Here is a 19,404-nt window from a genome sequence, read left to right on the forward strand (position 1 = left end):
CAGTTAAATAAAGTAATCGTTCCATCGATTATTATGTTCATATTATGACAGTAATGTAAGTTATCGCAATAAGAAATTAATGTGGAGCGGTCATGGTGATGGATAATAAAAAAATCATCACTTCTTTTTATCTTATCAAGACGCGTGATGCATTGAAGCTCTTATGTAGCTCTAAATATAACAGATGCCGCTAGGGTACTTTTGTTTGCTGAAACCATATGCAAAACGCTTACATCCTAGCAACGCATCTATTACGTACTCACTTCATAATTAACGTAAGCTAATTTTCATACGAAAAACATGATAATTCTAAAGATAATCCAGTCATTTTGGTGACATTGTGCTGCCATAGTGGATGTGAAATAGACTTTACTATTTATCTAACTTTTTTGAATGACTATTTTAAGGATAATATTATGAACACTGCTAATCTTAAATTATTAACCATCGCTGGTATCACTGCTACTTCTTTGATTGGATTGCCTGCTATGGCAAAAGATGGTCATGGAAACGGGCACGGTAATGGACATGGTAATAGCAAAGGTAACTCTGCCCATATCAGTAAAAGCTATAAGCATAATGGCAATGCCCACCCAAGCATTAACGCTTATCGCAATGCTAGCCCAAACGCCTCATTTAAGCGTGATCTTGATAGATACGGCTATAGAGTAGTCGGCAAGATTGATAGAAGGGATTATGACCGCTCTGTCGTTTTAGACCGTTATGATGACCGTTACGTTCGTATTCGTACGCCAGAAAATAACATTGTGACGGTGATTAATGATACGTTGCAGATTATCGATATTTTGAGTAGATAAGTATTTTGAGCAGATAAATATAATGCTTGATTTTTAGTCATTTGCTAAATCAACCATAAAAAAAGATGCCACTTAGGGCATCTTTTTTTATTTTTTAATCCTAAAAATAACCGTTAAGCCAATACGTCACCAACAACACAAGCATCTGGCAAGGTAACGACGGTTAAGCCTGTCTTTGGCTCGCCAGTTGACAATACCATGCCTTCTGATATGCCAAATTTCATTTTACGCGGGGCAAGGTTGGTCACGCAAATGACTTTCTTATTAATCAATTGCTCAGGCTCATAAAACTTGCGAATACCGCTAAATACGTTACGAGGTTTGTCTTCGCCAACATCGAGCGTGAATTGCAGTAACTTATCAGCACCTTCTACATGGTTACACTCTAAAACGTGTGCCACTTTCATCTCAACTTTGGCAAAGTCTTCGATACTAATGTAGTCAGTTTGTTCAGCATCTGCATTTGTTGCAGGTGCTTTTTCGTTTGCGGTAGACTTGATACTTTCAGTCGCAGCAGGAGCGTCTGCTTGAGCTAATGATGCTTTGGAATCTTCTACCATTGCTTCAATATCTTTTTCTTCGATACGTTGCATCAGTGGTTTGAACTTATTGATTTTATGACCTAGTAACCACTCATTACGACTAGCAAAACTTAAATCATCAAGGTTTAAAAACTCTTTGGCATTATTAGTCAGCTCAGGTAATACTGGCGCAAGATAAACCATCAATTGACGGAAGATATTGATAGCGACCGAGCAGACGTCTTGAACTTCTTGCTCAGTACCTTCCAATTTCGCTAGTGACCATGGTTTTTTGGCATCGATATATTCGTTTGCCTTGTCCGCACATTGCATAATTAAACGCATAGCACGCGAGAATTCACGATTCTCATAAGCAGCTGCAATCTCATCGCCCGTTTTAGTGATGTCTTCTAATAGCTCTGACTCGACGCAAACTTCTGACAGCATGCCGTCGTACTTCTTAACCAAGAACCCTGCACTACGACTGGCAATATTGACGACTTTGCCAACCAAGTCAGAGTTGACCTTTTGCATAAAGTCATTTAGATCGAAATTAATATCTTCAACTTTGTCAGACAGTTTACTGGCGAAATAATAACGCAGGTATTCTGGGTGTAAATGCTCTGCGTAAGTTTTAGCATTAATAAAGGTGCCGCGTGACTTACTCATTTTCTCGCCATTGACCATCAAGAAACCATGGGCAAAGACTCCAGTTGGCGTGCGTAACTCACTACCAGCTAGCATGGCTGGCCAAAACAAGGCATGGAAGTAAACAATGTCTTTACCAATGAAGTGATAAACCTCAGTTTTGTGCTCGTTTTCTTGTGCCCAGTAGCGATCAAAATCAAGTGCTTGATCTGTCCCTGCACGCTTATCACATAGGTTCTTAAAGCTTGCCATGTAGCCCACTGGCGCATCTAGCCACACATAAAAGTATTTGTCTGGCTCATCGCTTGGGGTGTCTGGAATTTGAAAGCCGAAGTAGGGTGCATCGCGCGAGATATCCCAGCTGGCTAGTCCAGAATCAAACCATTCTTGTAATTTGTTGGCGACTGACGTTTGCAAACGGTTGTCACTGCGCGTCCAATCTTTTAAGAACTGCTCAAACTCTGGCAGATCAAAGAAATAGTGCTTGGAGGTTTTAAGTATGGGTGTTGCACCCGAAATAGTTGAGCGTGGATCTTTCAACTCTACGGCATTATAAGTTGTGCTACAAACCTCACAGTTGTCGCCATATTGATCCGGTGAACCACATTCTGGACAAGTGCCTTTAACAAAGCGATCAGCTAGAAATAATTGCTTTTCAGGATCAAACAGCTGCTCAACATCCTTTGTGCTGATATGACCAGCACTATTAAGACGACGATAAATTAGCTCAGAGAACTGTTTGTTTTCTTCTGAATGGGTGGTGTGATAGTTATCATAATTAATGAGGAATTTTGAAAAGTCTGCTTCGTGTGAGGCTTTGACTGCCGCAATTTGTTCCTCTGGCGTTACGCCATTGGCCTCTGCTTTGAGCATAATACCAGTGCCATGAGCATCGTCTGCACAGACATAAGTGACTTTATGGCTTTGTGCTTTCATCGCACGTACCCAAATGTCAGTTTGAATATGCTCTAAAAGATGCCCCAAATGGATGTCACCATTGGCGTAGGGCAGCGCACTGGTTACTAGAATCTCACGCACAAAATCACCTATATTTTTATATAAACGGGTTAGTTATCGAACATCGCAAGCGGTTCATCGCTCATCGATGCGACATCGTTAATGCTAAAAACTTCTAAAAATAATAAAAATTCAAAAAGTGTGCCTATGATACCGTAAATCAAATAAATTTGTGATATTCCTTGGTAATTACTTCTCATTTGGCAGGCATTTATTAACCATAAACAATAGCCTTGCATCGTATTTGATAGTTATAGAATGATTATCAATCGACCATGAAAAAACCCACCAAGCAGTATGCTAAGTGGGTTTTTTATTTATCCATTATTCGCTTAGATACCAGTGGTTAGTAATAAATGGCTAAGTGACTAAATGATTAAGCTAGCTTAAAATGAACCAAACATCGTACCTAAGATAATCACAGCGACTACAGCGACCAATGGAATGACCATTGTAACCATCGCTAAGTTCAAATAAGACTGTTTGTGGGTCAGACCACAAATCGCTAGTAAGGTGATGACAGCGCCACTGTGCGGAAGCGTATCTAGACCACCTGCCGCCATAACTGCTACGCGGTGCATCAACTCAGGGTCGATACCGGCATTGACCGCCATTCTTAGATAATCTTCACCCAATGTAGACAGCGCAATACTCAAACCGCCAGACGAGGAACCTGTGATACCAGCAAGCGTAGTCATAGCGACCGCTTCTGAGATCAGAGGGTTGTCAGGGTTTAGGTTTAGAATGCTATCACGAATGATAAGGAAGCCTGCGAGCGACGCGATAACCGCACCGTAGCCCACTTCTGATGCAGTATTAAAAATCGGCAACATAGAATCATAAGTACCACGGTTAATGGTTTTTTGCAGATTATTCCAATGTCCGATACGCAGCAGAATTAACACTACACAAGCCACGACTAACGAGATAATAATTGACCATAACCCAAGTGAGCCTGCGACATTTAAGTCTGGGAACTGAGTTTGTAAACTACTGAAATCTATCGACGGGAATACGATATAGGTCAATATAGCGTTTAAACCAATGACTAGTACGAGTGGGATCATCGCAATGGTAAAAGAAGTATGGTGAGTGTTTAACACCTCAGCTTCTTTTGCCGTTGCGCCAACACCGCCTACATCTTCTTCGTCATGCTGACCATAACCTTCGCCCGCTGCATTGGCTTTTCTGGCGCGTGACTGAAGCCACATCCAACCACAAACAAACATGATCGTACCACCGATGATGCCCAAAATAGGCGCGGCAAATACATTGGTGTTGTAATAAGGAATTGGAATAGCGTTCTGGATAGCTGGCGTGCCTGGCAGTGCAGTCATCGTAAACGTAAATGACCCTAAAGCAATCGCTGCTGGAATCAAACGTTTTGGAATATCTGCTGCTCTAAACAAGTCTTTGGCGATTGGATAGATAGCAAAAGCCACAACGAACAACGATACGCCGCCATAGGTCAAAATAGCACAGACCAAAATTACCGCAAGAATGGCTTTGCTAGCACCGAGTTTTTCGACGACCGTATTGGCAATGGCGGTTGCTGCGCCAGAGTCTGCCATTAAGCGTCCAAATAGTGCGCCTAGCAAGAATATCGGGAAGAATTTGAGTAAGAATCCACTCAACGCGCCCATAAAGACATCGGTATAAGCGGGTATGGTGCTTAAGAAGTCACCTGACAGTAAGACTGCTAATGTCGCCATAATCGGTGCTAGGATCAGCACAGAATAACCGCGATAAGCAAAGAACATGAGTAATAATAGGGTAATGACAATAGCAAGTGTACTAAACATGACGGCCCTCCTTGGCAAAAAAATAAGGCAGCGAGTATGCCGTGCTTGTCGATGTAGGTCAATAAAATTAATCAAAATAAGCCTATGTCATCTGTTTTATCAAACATAAATCTAGACTCATAGACTGCTAATCATTAATATCTCGACAATTTAACTCCTGCACAGCGTTGACTCACATGCGCTGATGGTTATTTTCTAGTCGCTACGAAAATAATATGTTAAGTTAGCACAAGTGTTTCACGCATGATATAGCGAGATAGAATGTATTGTTATGAACGCCAATGTAAAATATAATGCTTGCCCTTTATCAGACGTAGTGGCAGTAACCTCACTTAAATCTGATAAGCGTTTAACAAAGCGCTAATAACAACTCTCAAAACCAAACATCAAATTTACAAGGAATGTGAATATGTTTAGTGCCATCACTAATATGAGCGTGCAGTTAGTCAATCGCTATCTACCATCCCCATTCGTATTTTCGATCGTTTTGACCCTTATCGCGTTTGCTGTAGGACTGGCTACTACTGGCCAGGACATGATTGCTATGGCAGGGCACTGGGGCAACGGACTGTGGTCACTGCATAGCTTTGCCATGCAAATGGCGTTGGTCCTAGTGACCGGTTATGCCTTTGCTAGCGCACCATTTATTCAGCGCTTATTGGACAATCTCGCTAGTAGAGTTCACTCTCCTACGACCGCCATTATCGTATCAACCTTGGTTGGGCTAGTCGGCTCATGGATAAACTGGGGCTTTGGTTTAATCATCGGGGCAATCTTTGCAAAGGCACTGGCTAGAAAAGTGGCTAATGTCGACTACCCTTTGCTTGTCGCGGCTGCCTATTCAGGTTTTGTAATTTGGCATGGTGGTTTTTCAGGTTCGATACCGCTGACACTTAGCTCGGGCGGTGATACGCTACTGACGCTGTCAGGCAATACCATGACGGAAGCGGTACCTTTGTCGCAGACGGTATTTGCAGGCTACAACATGCTGCTAGTAGGTTTGCTTATCGTTATTTTGCCACTCGTCAATCGCTTTATGCATCCAAAAAACCCTACAGTTATTGATCCTAAGCTGATCAAAGAAGAGATCTACGTCGCGCCACAAAGAGACACGCCTGCACAAAAATTAGATGATAGCCGTATTATTGCTGTCATCTTATTGGCCTTAGCACTGATGTACTATATCAGCGAGTTTGGTAGTAACGGTTTTAACCTCGGGCTAAACATCGTCATTGGGCTATTCTTATTCATAGGTTTGCTATCGCATGGCACGCTAGAGCGTTATTATCGTGCCGTACACTCAGGGATAGGTGGCATCACAGGTATTGTGCTATTGTTCCCGTTCTACGGCGGCATCATGGGCATCATGACGGGAGCAAATGCGGATGGTAACTCTATCAGTACGCAAGTGACCGAGTTTTTTGTCAATTCCGCTTCCGCAGACAGCTTTCCGATCTTTGCATTTTTAAGTGCTGGCTTGGTCAACGTCTTTGTACCGTCGGGCGGTGGACAGTTTGCGGTACAGGGTCCTGTTATGATTCCTGCTGGTATTGAGCTAGGTGTTAGTCCAGCTATTACTGCGATGGCGATTGCGTGGGGTGATGCATGGACCAACATGATTCAGCCGTTTTGGGCCTTGCCATTACTAGGTATAGCAGGTTTGGATGCACGCGCTATCATGGGTTACTGTCTGATAGTACTGGCAGTATCGGGTGCCATTATCATGAGTGTGTTTTGGCTATTGGTATAGTCATTCCACTATAAAAATATTACTGCGTTAACCTCGCTTGAAGTATTAGATATACATCTACACTCGGTTGCCTTGTACTATTTTTAAATTGAATCGACTATATGGCGTTATAACGCTCAAAAGAAAAATAAGCGTGGTTTATTTTCGCTTTTAGTTCTTAATTTTTTATAACAATCAACAATCAAACGGATAATTGAGACACTTAATTCAGCATTAGGTTATGCACGGATTAAAAATATAAATAACAGTCATAGGAGACAAGCATGAGTCAGTCAAAAGTATACAACAATGCCGAAGAAGCGCTAAAAGGCGTCGTTAGTGACGGGCAAACGCTCGCGATCGGTGGCTTTGGTCTATGCGGTATTCCAGAAGCATTAATTGCAGCGCTGCGTGATAGCAAAGTTAAAGAGCTGACTTGTATCAGTAATAACGCTGGTGTCGATGACTTCGGTCTTGGTCTGTTACTACAGACACGCCAAATCAAAAAAATGATTTCGTCTTATGTGGGTGAAAACAAAGAGTTTGAGCGCCAGTATTTGGCAGGCGAGCTAGAGGTTGAATTGACTCCGCAAGGGACATTGGCTGAAAAACTGCGCTCAGGCGGCGCTGGTATTCCTGCGTTTTATACCGCAACAGGCGTGGGTACATTAGTTGCTGAAGGTAAAGAGACGCGTGATTTTGATGGTCGTACTTATGTGCTAGAGCATTCGTTACGTGCTGATGTCGCCTTGATAAAAGCGCAAAAGGCTGACAAAGCGGGCAACCTAATCTTTAACAAAACCGCTCGTAACTTCAACCCAGACTGTGCGATGGCCGGTAAAATCACGATCGTTGAAGTCGAAGAAATCGTCGAAACAGGTACGTTTGATCCAGACGAAGTGCATCTACCGGGTATCTTTGTTCAACGCATTGTATTGAACACTAGCCCTGAAAAACGTATCGAAAAAACCACGACTAAAGCTGTAGAAGGCGCGTAAATAAAAACGTGGTCGGAGCTTAATCATACGTGAAATCAACAGTTAATTTTAGATGGATAATAGTTTAGACAGCCAATTGATTAAATAACTGGCTGTCTAAATGAATAAAAATAGAATATCGTAAAAAAATAAGGAAATCAGCATGGCATGGACAAGAGAGCAAATGGCGCAACGCGCTGCAAAAGAGCTACAAGATGGCTACTATGTGAACCTAGGCATCGGTCTACCAACGTTGGTCGCCAACTACATTCCTGAAGGCGTGGACGTATGGCTACAATCAGAGAATGGCTTGCTAGGTATTGGTGAGTTCCCTACAGCAGAAAACGTAGATGCGGACTTGATTAATGCGGGCAAGCAAACAGTAACCGCAGAAGCTGGTGCTAGCTATTTTAGTAGCTCAGAGTCTTTTTCAATGATTCGTGGCGGTCATGTCAACTTGGCAATATTGGGTGCAATGGAAGTCTCAGAAAAAGGCGACCTTGCCAACTGGATGATTCCCAAGAAGATGGTTAAAGGCATGGGCGGGGCGATGGATTTGGTCGCAGGTGTGCAGCGTGTGATTGTATTGATGGAGCAGGTCAATAAACATGGTGAACCAAAAATTCTAGCCAATTGCGAGCTACCATTGACAGGAAAAGGCGTGGTTGATCGTATCATCACCGAGCTTGCTGTATTAGACGTTACTGATAAGGGTCTGAAGCTGGTTGAATTAGCAGATGGTGTGAGCTTTGACGAACTACAAGAAAAAACGCCAGTAAGTATTATTCAGTAAACTCTGTACAGTAAAGTGACTGTCGTAAGATTAATATGTTTTATCCCGCAAATAAATACGCCACTATGATTATAGTGGCGTATTTGTTCAGTTCAATTTTATAAAAACTAATAATATTTTAGACCATGATAAGGAATATGTATGGCGACCCAATTAGAACAAGATTTGACAGGCAAAGTAGCATTAGTCACTGGCTCTGCAAGTGGTATCGGACGTGACATCGCTGAAACTTATGCAAAAGCAGGCGCAGCGGTTGGTATTGCTGATATCAATCTCGAAGCGGCACAAAAAACCGTTGATGCTATTGAAGCTGCTGGTGGACGTGCTATAGCAATTGCCATGGATGTTACCTCGGAAGATGCGGTAAACGATGGTGTACAACAGCTAGTTGATACTTTTGGTAGTATTGATATTTTGGTTTCTAATGCTGGTATTCAGATTATTGACCCTATCGATAAAATGGCGTTTAGCGATTGGAAAAAAATGCTTAACATCCACTTAGATGGTGCTTTTTTGACCACTAAAGCAGCGATTAAGCATATGTATAAAGGCGATAAAGGTGGCACGGTCATTTATATGGGCTCTGCTCATTCGCATGAAGCCTCATTATATAAAGCCCCTTATGTAACCGCGAAGCATGGACTACTAGGATTGTGCCGTGTATTGGCCAAAGAAGGTGCAGCGCATAAGGTACGCTCGCATGTGATTTGCCCAGGATTTGTAAAAACGCCATTGGTCGAAAAACAAATTCCAGAGCAAGCAGCTGAAAAAGGCATCAGTGAAGAGTCGGTTATTAACGATATTATGCTGGTCAATACCGTAGATAAAGAGTTTACGACAGTAGAAGACATTGCCCAATTGGCGCTATTTTTAGCGGCTTTCCCAACCAATGTATTCACTGGACAATCTATCGTTGCCAGTCATGGTTGGTTTATGAATTAATATATATACAATTTGCATATACCACAACGTCAGACCTACTGGCGTTGTGGTTTTTTTATGCCTCCAATTCAGCTACACTGTCACGATAGAAGGTTTGGCTAATATACTCATTAACGTTATCGGTTGTAATATGCGCAACGAGACGGCTTGAGCAATTTGCCAGATCTACCCACTTGTATAGGCCATAATAGTAGCTATGTTTAACTTTATGAAGAAAAAAACCACAAAAACCGAAACGCCTCAGCAGCAGGCAGAGCGTGATAGCGCCGTTGACAAAGTCCTACTTGGATATGAGATAGGTGCTGTCAGTATTGCCACGATGGTCACAGGGCTTGAGCGTGATGGCGAAGCACTTACGTTAGACCTGCGTTTGCCAAAAGATAGCAATCCTGAAGTTATCCAGCAGGAGCTCGGGCAGTTACTACATCCACATGGTATTACTACGATTCATATGAATGTGCGTCTGCCTGCGCCAGAAAAAGGCTCAGGTTCAAGCTTGCCAAAGAAAATGCCAAAGACGACCAATGCGATGGAATCTCAGTCTTCATCTGGCGCTGATAACAATGCTAGTAACACTAACGCTGAGCCACCGATTACGAAAGCTGCACCTACGCAAGCTTCGTTGGCAGCGCATCCTCGTATCCGTCATATTATTGTTGTGGCATCAGGTAAGGGCGGTGTTGGCAAATCAACCACCACGGTCAATATCGCCTTAGCACTACAGAAGCTTGGCAATCGCGTTGGTGTGTTAGATGCCGATATCTATGGTCCTAGTATGCCAACGATGCTAGGCGTTGCTGATGTGAAGCCGCAACTAGAAAACGAGCAATTCGTACCGGTCGATGCGCATGGTATGGCAATGCTCTCTATCGGTAGCTTACTCGATGGAGATAATACGCCGGTTGCATGGCGTGGACCAAAAGCCACGGGTGCATTGATGCAGCTATATAATCAAACCAACTGGCCGCAGCTAGACTATCTAGTAATTGATATGCCGCCAGGTACGGGTGATATACAGCTGACCTTGGCACAGCGTATTCCAGTCACGGGTGCTGTCATTGTCACGACACCGCAGCATGTTGCCTTGCTCGATGCGCAAAAAGGCGTTGAGATGTTTAACAAAACCAACATTCCTGTGCTTGGCGTGGTTGAAAACATGGCGCTACATACGTGTAGCAACTGTAACCACACCGAAGCGATCTTTGGTACGGGTGGCGGTGAGTTTATCGCTGAGCAGTATCAGGTACCGCTATTGGGTCAGCTACCACTTGCCAGTGGCATTCGTGCACAAGTTGATAAAGGTGTGCCAAGCGTCTTAGCTGATGATGAGTTTGCACAATATTACCTAGATATTGCCAAAAATATCGAAACCAACATCAATAAATTTGCAAAGCCTATCGATGACAAGCGGATTTTTTGATGGTGGAGAAGTAGCCTAAGCTGGCGACTTTTAAAGTGAATGTATTGTCTAAAAAGAGGATATCTTGAACTTATCTATTTATCAAAGTCATTTAGACAATACTCCCAAGCAGTATAGAGTCCTACGATTATTTCGCCCGCCGATATACATCATTGAGCTCTCAAACAATCAGTTGATTGCCGTTTGCTACTATAAAGATGGCAGTAGCAAACGCTATCAGATTAATGCTGACTTTAGCAATCGCCGAATGGTAATTGCCGATTTTAACAAATTCACAAAGGCTCTCGCTGAGCTGTTAAAAAAGTTTCCAAGACACTTTTTATGGGTGAGTGCGCTTGCATCAATCAATGTTACAGAAACACTAGCAGATGGATTAACCAGTATTGAAGTTAAGGTGATAACTGAAGCGTTTTTTGTGGGTGCTGTACAGGCAAAAAGAAGAATTTCACATAGCACCGTGAGCTATCAAGGACAGATAGTACCTTTAGAAAAATTTGGCTAGGATGCCGATATCATGAATAAAAGCCACGACAAACCGTATACTGCCGCCAACTTAAAACTGGCAAATCTCGAATATCTTATCCAAAATGGTCAGCCTGTTTTTGGTGTTTCCTCCCAAGTCAAAAGTATCAACTACTTAGATTATTATAGTCATCTCATTTCACAAAAATCCTTACCTAACTGGCGTAAAGAACTAAAAGCCAACCAATTCTGCTTCATTCAGATACTCCAACCCCCGTATCGAGTGTGCCTCGCGCTCGCAACGATTAAGCTTGCGACTAGTGCTTTCGTTTACATTTATAATGAGGATACTCAGCAGCTGGAAGTCTGTGAGGCGCTACAGCCTTTGACGCATCATACGCACTTAGATGGTGATGGTTATCAAGGGCAGATGGCATTTACACATACAAAGCTCAGCGTCACCTTGGATTTTAGTCCTGCTCAGATGAATATTGCGCTCGACAGTCAGTATGTTGCAATAACGGCAGCGTTAGCACGAAGCGCACAACCGTTAGCCATATGTACGCCGACTGGTAGGCGTGGCTGGACGTTTACGCAAAAAGAGCCGTTGACCGCACTATCTGGGCATTTGCTCATTAAAGCCAAGTCGAAATTTCATACTGATGCTCCTGATGCTCAACCTCAAAAAATAACTTTCACCGATGCTACTATTGCCAATCTAGATTGGACGCTCGGCTATATGCGTTATGAGACCAATTGGTTTTGGAGCTGTATCACTAGCTATTTGTCAGATGGTCGTCACTTTTTGCTCAATCTGTCTATGGGTGTCAACGAGACCGGAGCTAGTGAAAATGCTTGCTGGCTTGACGGGCAGATATTCTATTTACCACCCGTTATGTTTGCTCGTGAGGGTTCAAGTATTCGATCAAATCAGCCAAATAGTCTTAAGCCAAGTATAGAAGGCGTAGAAACTGACGCTAGCATTTCAGAGCCATGGCGTATCTATCATCAAAATCTTGGTTGGAGCAATGTCGATATTGATTTGAGCTTCACACCGATTATCGTCTATAAAAAGACCGATAATTTCGGTGTGATAGCCAGTATCTTTGAGCAGTGGATAGGTTTTTATAGTGGTGAAATTCGAATAAGAGATGAAGTTATTAGGCTTGATAATGTCATGGGGCTCGCAGAAGATCATTTTGCCAAATGGTAGCTTCTAAGACATAACATGGGAATAAATGAGATTAATGGCTGTATTCAGTTTTAACTAGCCGCTCCTCTATAAATTCAGCCACCAATTCCGTATAATCGTCGCTATCAAAATACTGTTATCATAACCGCTATTAAATATTTGCTAAGGAACAACAATGTCTATTAAGTCTGACCGCTGGATTCGTAAAATGGCCGAAGAGCACGGCATGATTGAGCCATACGAGCCAGGTCAAGTACGCTTTAATGATGCAGGCGAGCGTTTGGTTAGCTACGGTACCTCAAGCTACGGTTATGATGTGCGCTGTGCTCCTGAGTTTAAAGTTTTTACCAACGTACATTCAGTAGTCGTTGATCCTAAAAACTTTGATGATAAAAGCTTTATCGATATCGTTGGTGACGAGTGTATAATTCCACCTAATTCGTTTGCTTTAGCCCGTACTATGGAGTACTTCCGTATTCCGCGTGATGTATTGACTATTTGCCTAGGTAAGTCGACTTACGCGCGCTGCGGTATTATTGTCAACGTAACGCCGCTTGAGCCTGAGTGGGAAGGGCACGTCACTTTAGAGTTTAGTAATACCACCAATCTGCCAGCCCGTATCTATGCTGGCGAAGGCGTTGCGCAAATGCTGTTTTTCCAAAGCGATGCTGATGATGTCTGTGAGACCAGTTATAAAGATCGTGGTGGTAAATACCAAGGTCAGCGCGGCGTGACGTTGCCGCGCACGTAGGCAGTAAGCATTACGAAAACGCAGTAACACCTATCAAACAATCCACACGACTTGAGTTGTCGTGTGGATTTTTTATGGCTCATTTTTTATATTAAAGTTTGCTATAGTCTGTATATATTTTACAAAAGTTTATTACTGCTTAGCGACGAGACTTTCATGAATTCTATCAAACATGCCCAAATATCTGCGCGTCGGCGCGGTGGACAACCTAGCGACTACATTGCTATTCATCAGTTTATCGATAATACCAAGAACTTATGTAGTGACAATCGGCATCGCATTTTTCATACCATATGGGCGGTGAATGAAATTGTATTACCTATGTTTGGCCATGTCTTAGTCAACAGCGATGGTGCTGAGGTGGATATCAAAGATGTATGTGAAAAAGATCACCTGTTGGTAGATTTCCGCCATCGCTTTATACCTACTATTGGTGATTTTGTGCAAGCCATCCAAGGTGAGCTTAGCGTGGCACAAAAAAATAATATTGAGCAGTTTCATACTAATTTTGCACAGAGCAATCCTGCTATCAGCCGTTTATTACTGTCACCACTTGCCATTACAGGTCAGCTCAAATCACTATTATTGACCCACAATAGCTGGTTTATGTTGGATGTTATACCGAGGGTTACGGCGCTCGAACCATCGCAATTACCCATTACTGATTTTCGGTTATCAGGCAGTGCTATATTTGAAAAAATGGCATTTGAATTATGGATGGATAATGGAAATGACTATCCGCCATCTGCAAGGTTAGTGCATTGACTCCCTTTGTATTGATAACCTACCCATATCCATCATAAGGAACTTTAACATACGAAAGAGTACAACTTCTTTGCCTTTCATCCCGAATGCTTTGACCTGCGCATTGAGAGTACCAGCAGCGATGAGCCGAGTCATTAGATTGTTGCACAGCCGCCAGCGGAGAATCAAGCATTGGTGTAGCTCGGCCATGTGCTTAAATAATACGAGTCGGCACAATCAAGAAAATAATCCAACCACTACTGCACAAGGACCAGCTTTATGAGTAAAAAATACGCGATTCACAAATTCGACTTTATGTACAATGACGAGTGGTACTGTGTTGAGCATCATAATGAAACATTATATGACATTGTTGATGATGAAAAAACAGCACGACAACGCTGCGCAGCACTTGAGCGCGACTCATTAGAGGAGTATCCTTTAGACAACCTAAGCACCTTTGCCAATGGTGAACTGAGTGAAGAGCAGTACCAAAAAATTATTAGCTTTATACGGGACGATTGTGGCCTGCAATTAACTATTCCTAGATATGGCTTATGTGGTGAGGATATACCTACTGATCAAATGAATGATGAGCAACTATTAACTTTTTTAGAAATTGCGCAGAGCAATCATTACATGGTCAAGGAATATACCGCCAGCGAACCACGTTATGTGATTTTTACGGCACATCACGGTTATATGCTAGTGGATCCCTCTGGCTATTCAGATCAGATTTGGTTCACGCATGATGCGTGTGATGTCATGGCGCAGTACCGTAGAGATGCACGTATTAGCTATGGTCAAGAAATATATGAAAAACAAACCATACTGACCGCATCGGACTTAGAAAACCCCATTGTACAAAGTCTTATCAGTCAATATCAAGATGAGCTGAGTATTGAGTACAATGCGGATGAGACAGAAGGAAATATTGATTTCGCGGACAGTCCTGATGATGTGATCACGGCATTTAACGCTGTATTACAATTGCCCATTTATCGGGTGGAACAAGTCGATGATGTCATGTTTACCAAAATTAGCCAATAGTAATCAATGCTCACAGGCTAACTGCCTTTTAATAAAATAGCATAGACATACAAATAACCGTAAAAAAGCTGAACCTGTGACGGGTTCAGCTTTTTGCAGCTTCTAACTCACTAGATAGCGCCATTTACTTTAAAACTTTTAAACCTGCTTTATTATCGCGCTTTGGTTTAGGCGCTTTAATAGGACTGTTGTTAGACATTGGTGCTGAGTCGTCTTCTGGCTGATAGTTATCATACTCTTTTGGATCAAAAAACATTCCTTGCGAGTTCTCTTTAGCATAAATCCCCATCACCGCAGTAAGCGGTACCCAAATCTCTTGTGAGACGCCGCCAAAGCGCGCGCTAAAGTGAATATAATCATTTTCCATACTCATGTTGCCCGTAGCACGGCTGGCGATATTTAATACGATACGACCGTCTTGCACATGCTCGGTTGGTATTTGCACATTGTCAGCGGTAGCATCGACCATCAAATATGGTGTCAGAGCGTTGTCTTCTATCCATTGATATAGTGCGCGTACCATATAAGGGCGGGTAGGTGTAATAGAGGTGGTTTCGCTCATCTAATGATTTCCTATACTAATAATTTTTAATAATGAAAAATATCTCGTTTAGCAATTTATCACATGACAAATGCTAATTAACGTCTATCTTATTTATACTTTATTTTAGGACAGCTTTTGATAATTGTCTAATCAACGCACACTTTTTTGGAAGCTACTGCGCTCAAACACTCTAGTTTGGTATTCAAACAATGGACGGCTAATAGCACGTGGCAACTCGATACCCATCTCGTCTAATCGCCATAATAGGGGTGCTAACAACACGTCACACCAACCAAACTCATCAGCCATAAAATAAGGTTTGTGAGCGAACAGCGGTGACAGAGTAATCAACGAATCACTGAGCTGTTTTTTGGCAATGGTAGCTTGTGCTTTATTAAAACTATCTGGATGCGTCAACAAGCGTTTACCAAGTACTAACCAATCACGCTGAATGCGCCAAGCCAGTTGGCGAAACTGTGCACGCTCTTGCGGTGTCTCAGGGAGCAGTTTATTTGTATGATAGCGCTCTTCAAGATATTCAAAAATGACGTTAATCTCATAAAGCGCAATCTCACGCTGCTGCAATACAGGCAAGGTATGATAAGGATTTAGCTCAGTCAAATCTTCAGGGCGCTCAGAATGTAAGCGAGACAAATAGTAAGCGAGCTTTTTTTCTTCAAGTAATAGGCGTACCACATGACTGTCGTAGCCGTCATCAGCATACAAAATTAGCTGACTACTTGGAATGTCATTCGCATCAATCATGAAAGCCTAATGTTAATAGTGAAGGTTGTCATCGTAAACAAACTCGCAACGTTTATCAAGGTAGTGTACGTAAACATTAGCGCTGAGCGACTTATTTCCCAGCTTATCTAGTATTTACACTCTATATCAAGGCACAAAAAAGCACTACCGAAGTAGTGCCTTTTTTAATTCGCAGAACTATCTGCTGACTATGACTTATTTGACATCTTTCCAGAATTCTTTATTCAATAAGTAAACTGGGATGAGCAGTACTAATAAGAATAGAATTACAAAGAAACCAATTACTTGACGGTCATGGCGAGCAGGTTCACCCATCCACGCCATAAAGTTAACCAAGTCACCAACTTCAGATTCAAACTCTTCTTGGCTCAACTCTTCTTGCATATTATGCAATACGTGAGGCATCGCTGCATTGGCCAGTACTAAGTTGTTTGCACCCCAAGGACGGCTTGGATCTTCATAGAACGATAATAGGTAAGTATATACCCAGTCGTCGCCACGTAGACGTGTCTCAAGTGATAAATCAGGAGGCGCAGCGCCAAACCAAGACGCTTGAATCTCAGGATCGATCTCAGCAGTAATGTGGTCACCGATTTGATCAGTGGTAACCATCAAATACTTTTCAACCAACTCAGGCGGTATCTCTAAATCTTTGGCAATGCGTGAGTGACGAACGTACTTAGCTGAGTGACACCCAGCACAGTAGTTCATAAAGATTTTTGCACCGTTTTGTAGCGAGCCCTTATTGGTAAAATCAATAGGAGCAGTACTACAAGCCAAATGCTCTTCAACACCTTCAGCGTTAGTAAATGTGCCACATCCGTGACCACCAGCCGCCATTGCCGTACCAGCAGTCAACGTCAATGCCGCGCCTAAGCCTAGACCAGCTAGGGATTTAATTAGCGTGCTCATTAGTGACCTCCGGTAACGCGTTCTGGTGGCTGTTTACACTTCTCAATGGCAGTGTAGAACGGCATCAGTAAGAAGAACAAGAAATATAGAATCGTGAATACACGAGCCATGATAGTTGCCGTTGGTGTAGCAGGTGTTGCACCCAAGTAACCCAATACAACAAAGCTAATAGCAAATACAGTAAGCGCGATTTTAGACAAGATTCCTTTGTAACGCATTGAGCGTACAGGCGATCTATCAAGCCATGGAATCAAGAACAGTACGGCAATTGCAGCACCCATTGCGATAACACCACCAAGCTTATCAGGAACAGCACGCAAGATAGCGTAGAAAGGCGTGTAGTACCATACTGGTGCAATATGCGCTGGTGTTTTCAGTGAGTTCGCTGTCTCAAAGTTTGGTGGCTCAAGGAAAAAACCGCCGCCTTCTGGGAAGAAGAATACCACTGCAAAGAAACAGATAAAGAATACTACGATACCAACCATATCATGCACAGTGTAGTACGGATGGAATTCGATACCGTCTAATGGTACACCATTTTTGTCTTTTAGCTTTTTGATGTCGATACCATCAGGGTTGTTTGAACCCACATGGTGCAACGCCACAATATGCATAAATACTAGGCCCACGAGTACTAATGGAATAGCAACAACGTGTAGAGCGAAGAAACGGTTTAGGGTAATACCAGAAATGATATAGTCACCACGTACCCATTCAGCAAGGCCATCACCAATAACAGGCAGCGCTGCAGGTAAGTTCAAGATAACCTGAGCACCCCAGAATGACATGTTGCCCCAAGGTAGTAGGTAACCGAAGAAACCTTCTGCCATAAGTGCTAGGTAGATACCCATACCGATGAGCCAGATAAGCTCACGAGGTTTTTGGTATGAACCATATAGCAAGGCTCTAAACATATGCAGGTATACAACAACGAAAAACGCAGATGCGCCGGTTGAGTGCATATAGCGAATGAGCCAACCACCTTTTACGTCACGCATGATGTATTCAACAGACGCAAATGCCCCTTCGGCACTTGGGTTGTACATCATCGTAAGCCATATACCAGTCACCAATTGGTTGACCAGTACGATCATTGATAGTACGCCAAAGAAGTACCAAAAGTTAAAGTTCTTTGGTGCGTAGTACTTTGACATATGGTATTCATAGGTTTCGGTCGCTGGAAAACGCGCGTCCACCCAATGCATTAACTTTTTACCCATACTCATATTAAGCCTCCCCAACCGTCAAGATGGTACCATCCATACCATATTCTGGAACGGGTAAATTAAGTGGTGCAGGGACGCCGCTATACACGCGACCTGCTAAGTCATATTTTGACCCGTGACACGGACAGAAAAATCCGCCGTACCAATCATTACCACCTAAATCCACCGCGCCCACATCAGGACGGTAGTTTGGTGCACAGCCCAAATGTGTGCAAACGCCTTCGACAACCAATACGGTTGGATCTAAAGAGCGAGTAGGATTTTTGCAATATTCAGGTTGTAGAGACGCATCAGACTCAGGATCAGATAATAGAGGTTTGACTGACTCTAGTCCTGCAACCATGTCTTCGGTGCGCTTAACCACATAAATAGGTTTACCACGGTATTTGACGACGATCATTTGTCCATCTTCGATAGAACCAATATCTTGGGTCACTGCAGCCCCTGCAGCCTCAGCTTTAGCGCTTGGGTACCAAGAACGGACAAAAGGTGTCGCCACGGCAGCTACCCCAGCTGCACCAATCGCGGCAGTTGAGGCAATAAGAACTCTACGGCGTTGTACATTAACGCCTTCGGCTTGGCTCATTAATACTTCCTCCAGGTGAATGAAATGGGATTATCCCACACTGGGTTTGTGGCTTAGAAAATATACAATATCAAGCCACTTTAGCTGTGCCTAATTTTGCTAATTGTTGCTATTCTAAGCTATTTCGGTGATAAAATAAATTATTGCGTTAAAAATAAAGCAACCTCAATAGGACATATTAGAAGGTTGAATATGACAATCAAACCAAAACAGTTGGATTATCAACGTCTAACGCTAACTTTGCTTTAACAAGGATTATGATGTGATGACCTTATAAATAATAAGGATTTTCAGCAATAGCGAATGATACTTGAAATTAAGGTAATGTTCACTAACTTTCACCATCTAACTACTTTGTAAGTTGCTGTAAAACAAATATCACCACTCTATATAATAAAGTGGTGATGTCTTCACAATGATTAATAATGTTTTGTCAGGCCATCAGAAACTTGTTCATCGAAATACGCAATGCAAAGTACACATGCGATATTCCAATAAACTCAGC

The 19,404-nt window shown here is 42.6% G+C and carries 18 protein-coding genes; 11 read left to right on the forward strand and 7 right to left on the reverse strand.

Translation table 11 applies throughout. The features are described from left to right. Positions 1 to 416: 416 nt before the first annotated feature. Positions 417 to 818: a hypothetical protein gene (locus tag V6252_RS01100; protein ID WP_341608938.1), complete on the forward strand. Its 402-nt coding sequence runs from the start codon at positions 417 to 419 to the stop codon at positions 816 to 818. Between the two features lie 113 nt (positions 819 to 931). Here the strand turns inward: V6252_RS01100 and metG are convergent, their stop codons facing one another. Together metG and V6252_RS01110 are read right to left on the reverse strand one after the other, a co-directional pair. After that, positions 932 to 3,025, reverse strand: a complete 2,094-nt coding sequence (gene metG / locus V6252_RS01105; protein WP_341608939.1) for a methionine--tRNA ligase — start codon at positions 3,023 to 3,025, stop codon at positions 932 to 934. A 365-nt stretch (positions 3,026 to 3,390) separates the two neighbouring features. After that, the gene (locus V6252_RS01110) at positions 3,391 to 4,806 is read right to left on the reverse strand and encodes a GntP family permease (RefSeq protein ID WP_191115025.1); all 1,416 of its coding nucleotides are present in this window, start codon (positions 4,804 to 4,806) and stop codon (positions 3,391 to 3,393) included. A 409-nt stretch (positions 4,807 to 5,215) separates the two neighbouring features. On the opposite strand from V6252_RS01110, the gene V6252_RS01115 reads away from it, so the two are divergent. The 10 genes from V6252_RS01115 (at position 5,216) to V6252_RS01160 (ending at position 14,866) form a co-directional block, all read left to right on the forward strand. Next, positions 5,216 to 6,556, forward strand: coding sequence for a short-chain fatty acid transporter (locus tag V6252_RS01115; RefSeq protein WP_341608940.1), 1,341 nt, complete (start codon positions 5,216 to 5,218; stop codon positions 6,554 to 6,556). 263 nt (positions 6,557 to 6,819) lie between these two features. Then, a complete protein-coding gene (locus V6252_RS01120; protein WP_341608941.1) occupies positions 6,820 to 7,533 on the forward strand; it encodes a CoA transferase subunit A in 714 nt (237 codons plus the stop codon). Positions 7,534 to 7,675: 142 nt separating this feature from the next. Then, complete coding sequence (locus V6252_RS01125) at positions 7,676 to 8,305, forward strand: 3-oxoacid CoA-transferase subunit B (RefSeq protein ID WP_341608942.1); 630 nt, start codon at positions 7,676 to 7,678, stop codon at positions 8,303 to 8,305. A 141-nt stretch (positions 8,306 to 8,446) separates the two neighbouring features. Beyond that, the gene (locus V6252_RS01130) at positions 8,447 to 9,247 is read left to right on the forward strand and encodes a 3-hydroxybutyrate dehydrogenase (RefSeq protein WP_296207954.1); all 801 of its coding nucleotides are present in this window, start codon (positions 8,447 to 8,449) and stop codon (positions 9,245 to 9,247) included. Between the two features lie 196 nt (positions 9,248 to 9,443). Next, positions 9,444 to 10,667 (forward strand): iron-sulfur cluster carrier protein ApbC, encoded by a 1,224-nt coding sequence (gene apbC, locus V6252_RS01135; protein WP_341608943.1) that lies wholly within the window; start codon positions 9,444 to 9,446, stop codon positions 10,665 to 10,667. A 64-nt stretch (positions 10,668 to 10,731) separates the two neighbouring features. Continuing rightward, the gene (locus V6252_RS01140; protein WP_341608944.1) at positions 10,732 to 11,169 is read left to right on the forward strand and encodes a hypothetical protein; all 438 of its coding nucleotides are present in this window, start codon (positions 10,732 to 10,734) and stop codon (positions 11,167 to 11,169) included. Between the two features lie 12 nt (positions 11,170 to 11,181). Beyond that, positions 11,182 to 12,342, forward strand: coding sequence for a DUF2804 domain-containing protein (locus V6252_RS01145; RefSeq protein WP_341608945.1), 1,161 nt, complete (start codon positions 11,182 to 11,184; stop codon positions 12,340 to 12,342). Positions 12,343 to 12,496: 154 nt separating this feature from the next. Continuing rightward, positions 12,497 to 13,072, forward strand: a complete 576-nt coding sequence (dcd, locus tag V6252_RS01150; protein WP_058024138.1) for a dCTP deaminase — start codon at positions 12,497 to 12,499, stop codon at positions 13,070 to 13,072. Positions 13,073 to 13,228: 156 nt separating this feature from the next. Then, positions 13,229 to 13,837, forward strand: coding sequence for a DUF6915 family protein (locus V6252_RS01155; RefSeq protein ID WP_341608946.1), 609 nt, complete (start codon positions 13,229 to 13,231; stop codon positions 13,835 to 13,837). A gap of 258 nt (positions 13,838 to 14,095) precedes the next feature. Beyond that, on the forward strand, positions 14,096 to 14,866 hold the full coding sequence (locus V6252_RS01160; RefSeq protein ID WP_341608947.1) for a hypothetical protein: 771 nt from the start codon (positions 14,096 to 14,098) through the stop codon (positions 14,864 to 14,866). A 124-nt stretch (positions 14,867 to 14,990) separates the two neighbouring features. Here V6252_RS01160 and V6252_RS01165 read toward each other — a convergent pair whose 3' ends face one another. The 5 genes from V6252_RS01165 to petA form a co-directional block, all read right to left on the reverse strand. Continuing rightward, positions 14,991 to 15,428, reverse strand: coding sequence for a ClpXP protease specificity-enhancing factor (locus V6252_RS01165; protein WP_341608948.1), 438 nt, complete (start codon positions 15,426 to 15,428; stop codon positions 14,991 to 14,993). Positions 15,429 to 15,560: 132 nt separating this feature from the next. Then, positions 15,561 to 16,175, reverse strand: coding sequence for a glutathione S-transferase N-terminal domain-containing protein (locus tag V6252_RS01170; protein ID WP_165597051.1), 615 nt, complete (start codon positions 16,173 to 16,175; stop codon positions 15,561 to 15,563). 195 nt (positions 16,176 to 16,370) lie between these two features. Beyond that, positions 16,371 to 17,087, reverse strand: a complete 717-nt coding sequence (locus V6252_RS01175; RefSeq protein WP_298807958.1) for a cytochrome c1 — start codon at positions 17,085 to 17,087, stop codon at positions 16,371 to 16,373. Further along, a complete protein-coding gene (locus V6252_RS01180; RefSeq protein WP_178379291.1) occupies positions 17,087 to 18,292 on the reverse strand; it encodes a cytochrome b in 1,206 nt (401 codons plus the stop codon). Before V6252_RS01180 ends, V6252_RS01175 begins: the two co-directional genes overlap by 1 nt. Before the next feature lie 22 nt (positions 18,293 to 18,314). Continuing rightward, entirely contained in the window at positions 18,315 to 18,899 is a 585-nt protein-coding gene (gene petA / locus V6252_RS01185; RefSeq protein WP_057759305.1) for a ubiquinol-cytochrome c reductase iron-sulfur subunit, read from the reverse strand. Positions 18,900 to 19,404 lie beyond the last annotated feature (505 nt).

Origin of the sequence: Psychrobacter proteolyticus, from assembly GCF_038155145.1 — a bacterium.
Classification (GTDB): domain Bacteria; phylum Pseudomonadota; class Gammaproteobacteria; order Pseudomonadales; family Moraxellaceae; genus Psychrobacter; species Psychrobacter proteolyticus_B.

Bases quoted from the DNA above. Each gene is read 5' to 3' on its own strand.
- V6252_RS01100 (WP_341608938.1), top strand. From the start codon at position 417: ATGAACACTGCTAATCTTAAATTATTAACCATCGCTGGTATCACTGCT.
- V6252_RS01110 (WP_191115025.1), bottom strand. From the start codon at position 4,806: ATGTTTAGTACACTTGCTATTGTCATTACCCTATTATTACTCATGTTC.
- V6252_RS01115 (WP_341608940.1), top strand. From the start codon at position 5,216: ATGTTTAGTGCCATCACTAATATGAGCGTGCAGTTAGTCAATCGCTAT.
- V6252_RS01120 (WP_341608941.1), top strand. From the start codon at position 6,820: ATGAGTCAGTCAAAAGTATACAACAATGCCGAAGAAGCGCTAAAAGGC.
- V6252_RS01125 (WP_341608942.1), top strand. From the start codon at position 7,676: ATGGCATGGACAAGAGAGCAAATGGCGCAACGCGCTGCAAAAGAGCTA.
- V6252_RS01130 (WP_296207954.1), top strand. From the start codon at position 8,447: ATGGCGACCCAATTAGAACAAGATTTGACAGGCAAAGTAGCATTAGTC.
- apbC (WP_341608943.1), top strand. From the start codon at position 9,444: ATGTTTAACTTTATGAAGAAAAAAACCACAAAAACCGAAACGCCTCAG.
- V6252_RS01145 (WP_341608945.1), top strand. From the start codon at position 11,182: ATGAATAAAAGCCACGACAAACCGTATACTGCCGCCAACTTAAAACTG.
- dcd (WP_058024138.1), top strand. From the start codon at position 12,497: ATGTCTATTAAGTCTGACCGCTGGATTCGTAAAATGGCCGAAGAGCAC.
- V6252_RS01155 (WP_341608946.1), top strand. From the start codon at position 13,229: ATGAATTCTATCAAACATGCCCAAATATCTGCGCGTCGGCGCGGTGGA.
- V6252_RS01160 (WP_341608947.1), top strand. From the start codon at position 14,096: ATGAGTAAAAAATACGCGATTCACAAATTCGACTTTATGTACAATGAC.
- V6252_RS01165 (WP_341608948.1), bottom strand. From the start codon at position 15,428: ATGAGCGAAACCACCTCTATTACACCTACCCGCCCTTATATGGTACGC.
- V6252_RS01170 (WP_165597051.1), bottom strand. From the start codon at position 16,175: ATGATTGATGCGAATGACATTCCAAGTAGTCAGCTAATTTTGTATGCT.
- V6252_RS01175 (WP_298807958.1), bottom strand. From the start codon at position 17,087: ATGAGCACGCTAATTAAATCCCTAGCTGGTCTAGGCTTAGGCGCGGCA.
- V6252_RS01180 (WP_178379291.1), bottom strand. From the start codon at position 18,292: ATGCATTGGGTGGACGCGCGTTTTCCAGCGACCGAAACCTATGAATAC.
- petA (WP_057759305.1), bottom strand. From the start codon at position 18,899: ATGAGCCAAGCCGAAGGCGTTAATGTACAACGCCGTAGAGTTCTTATT.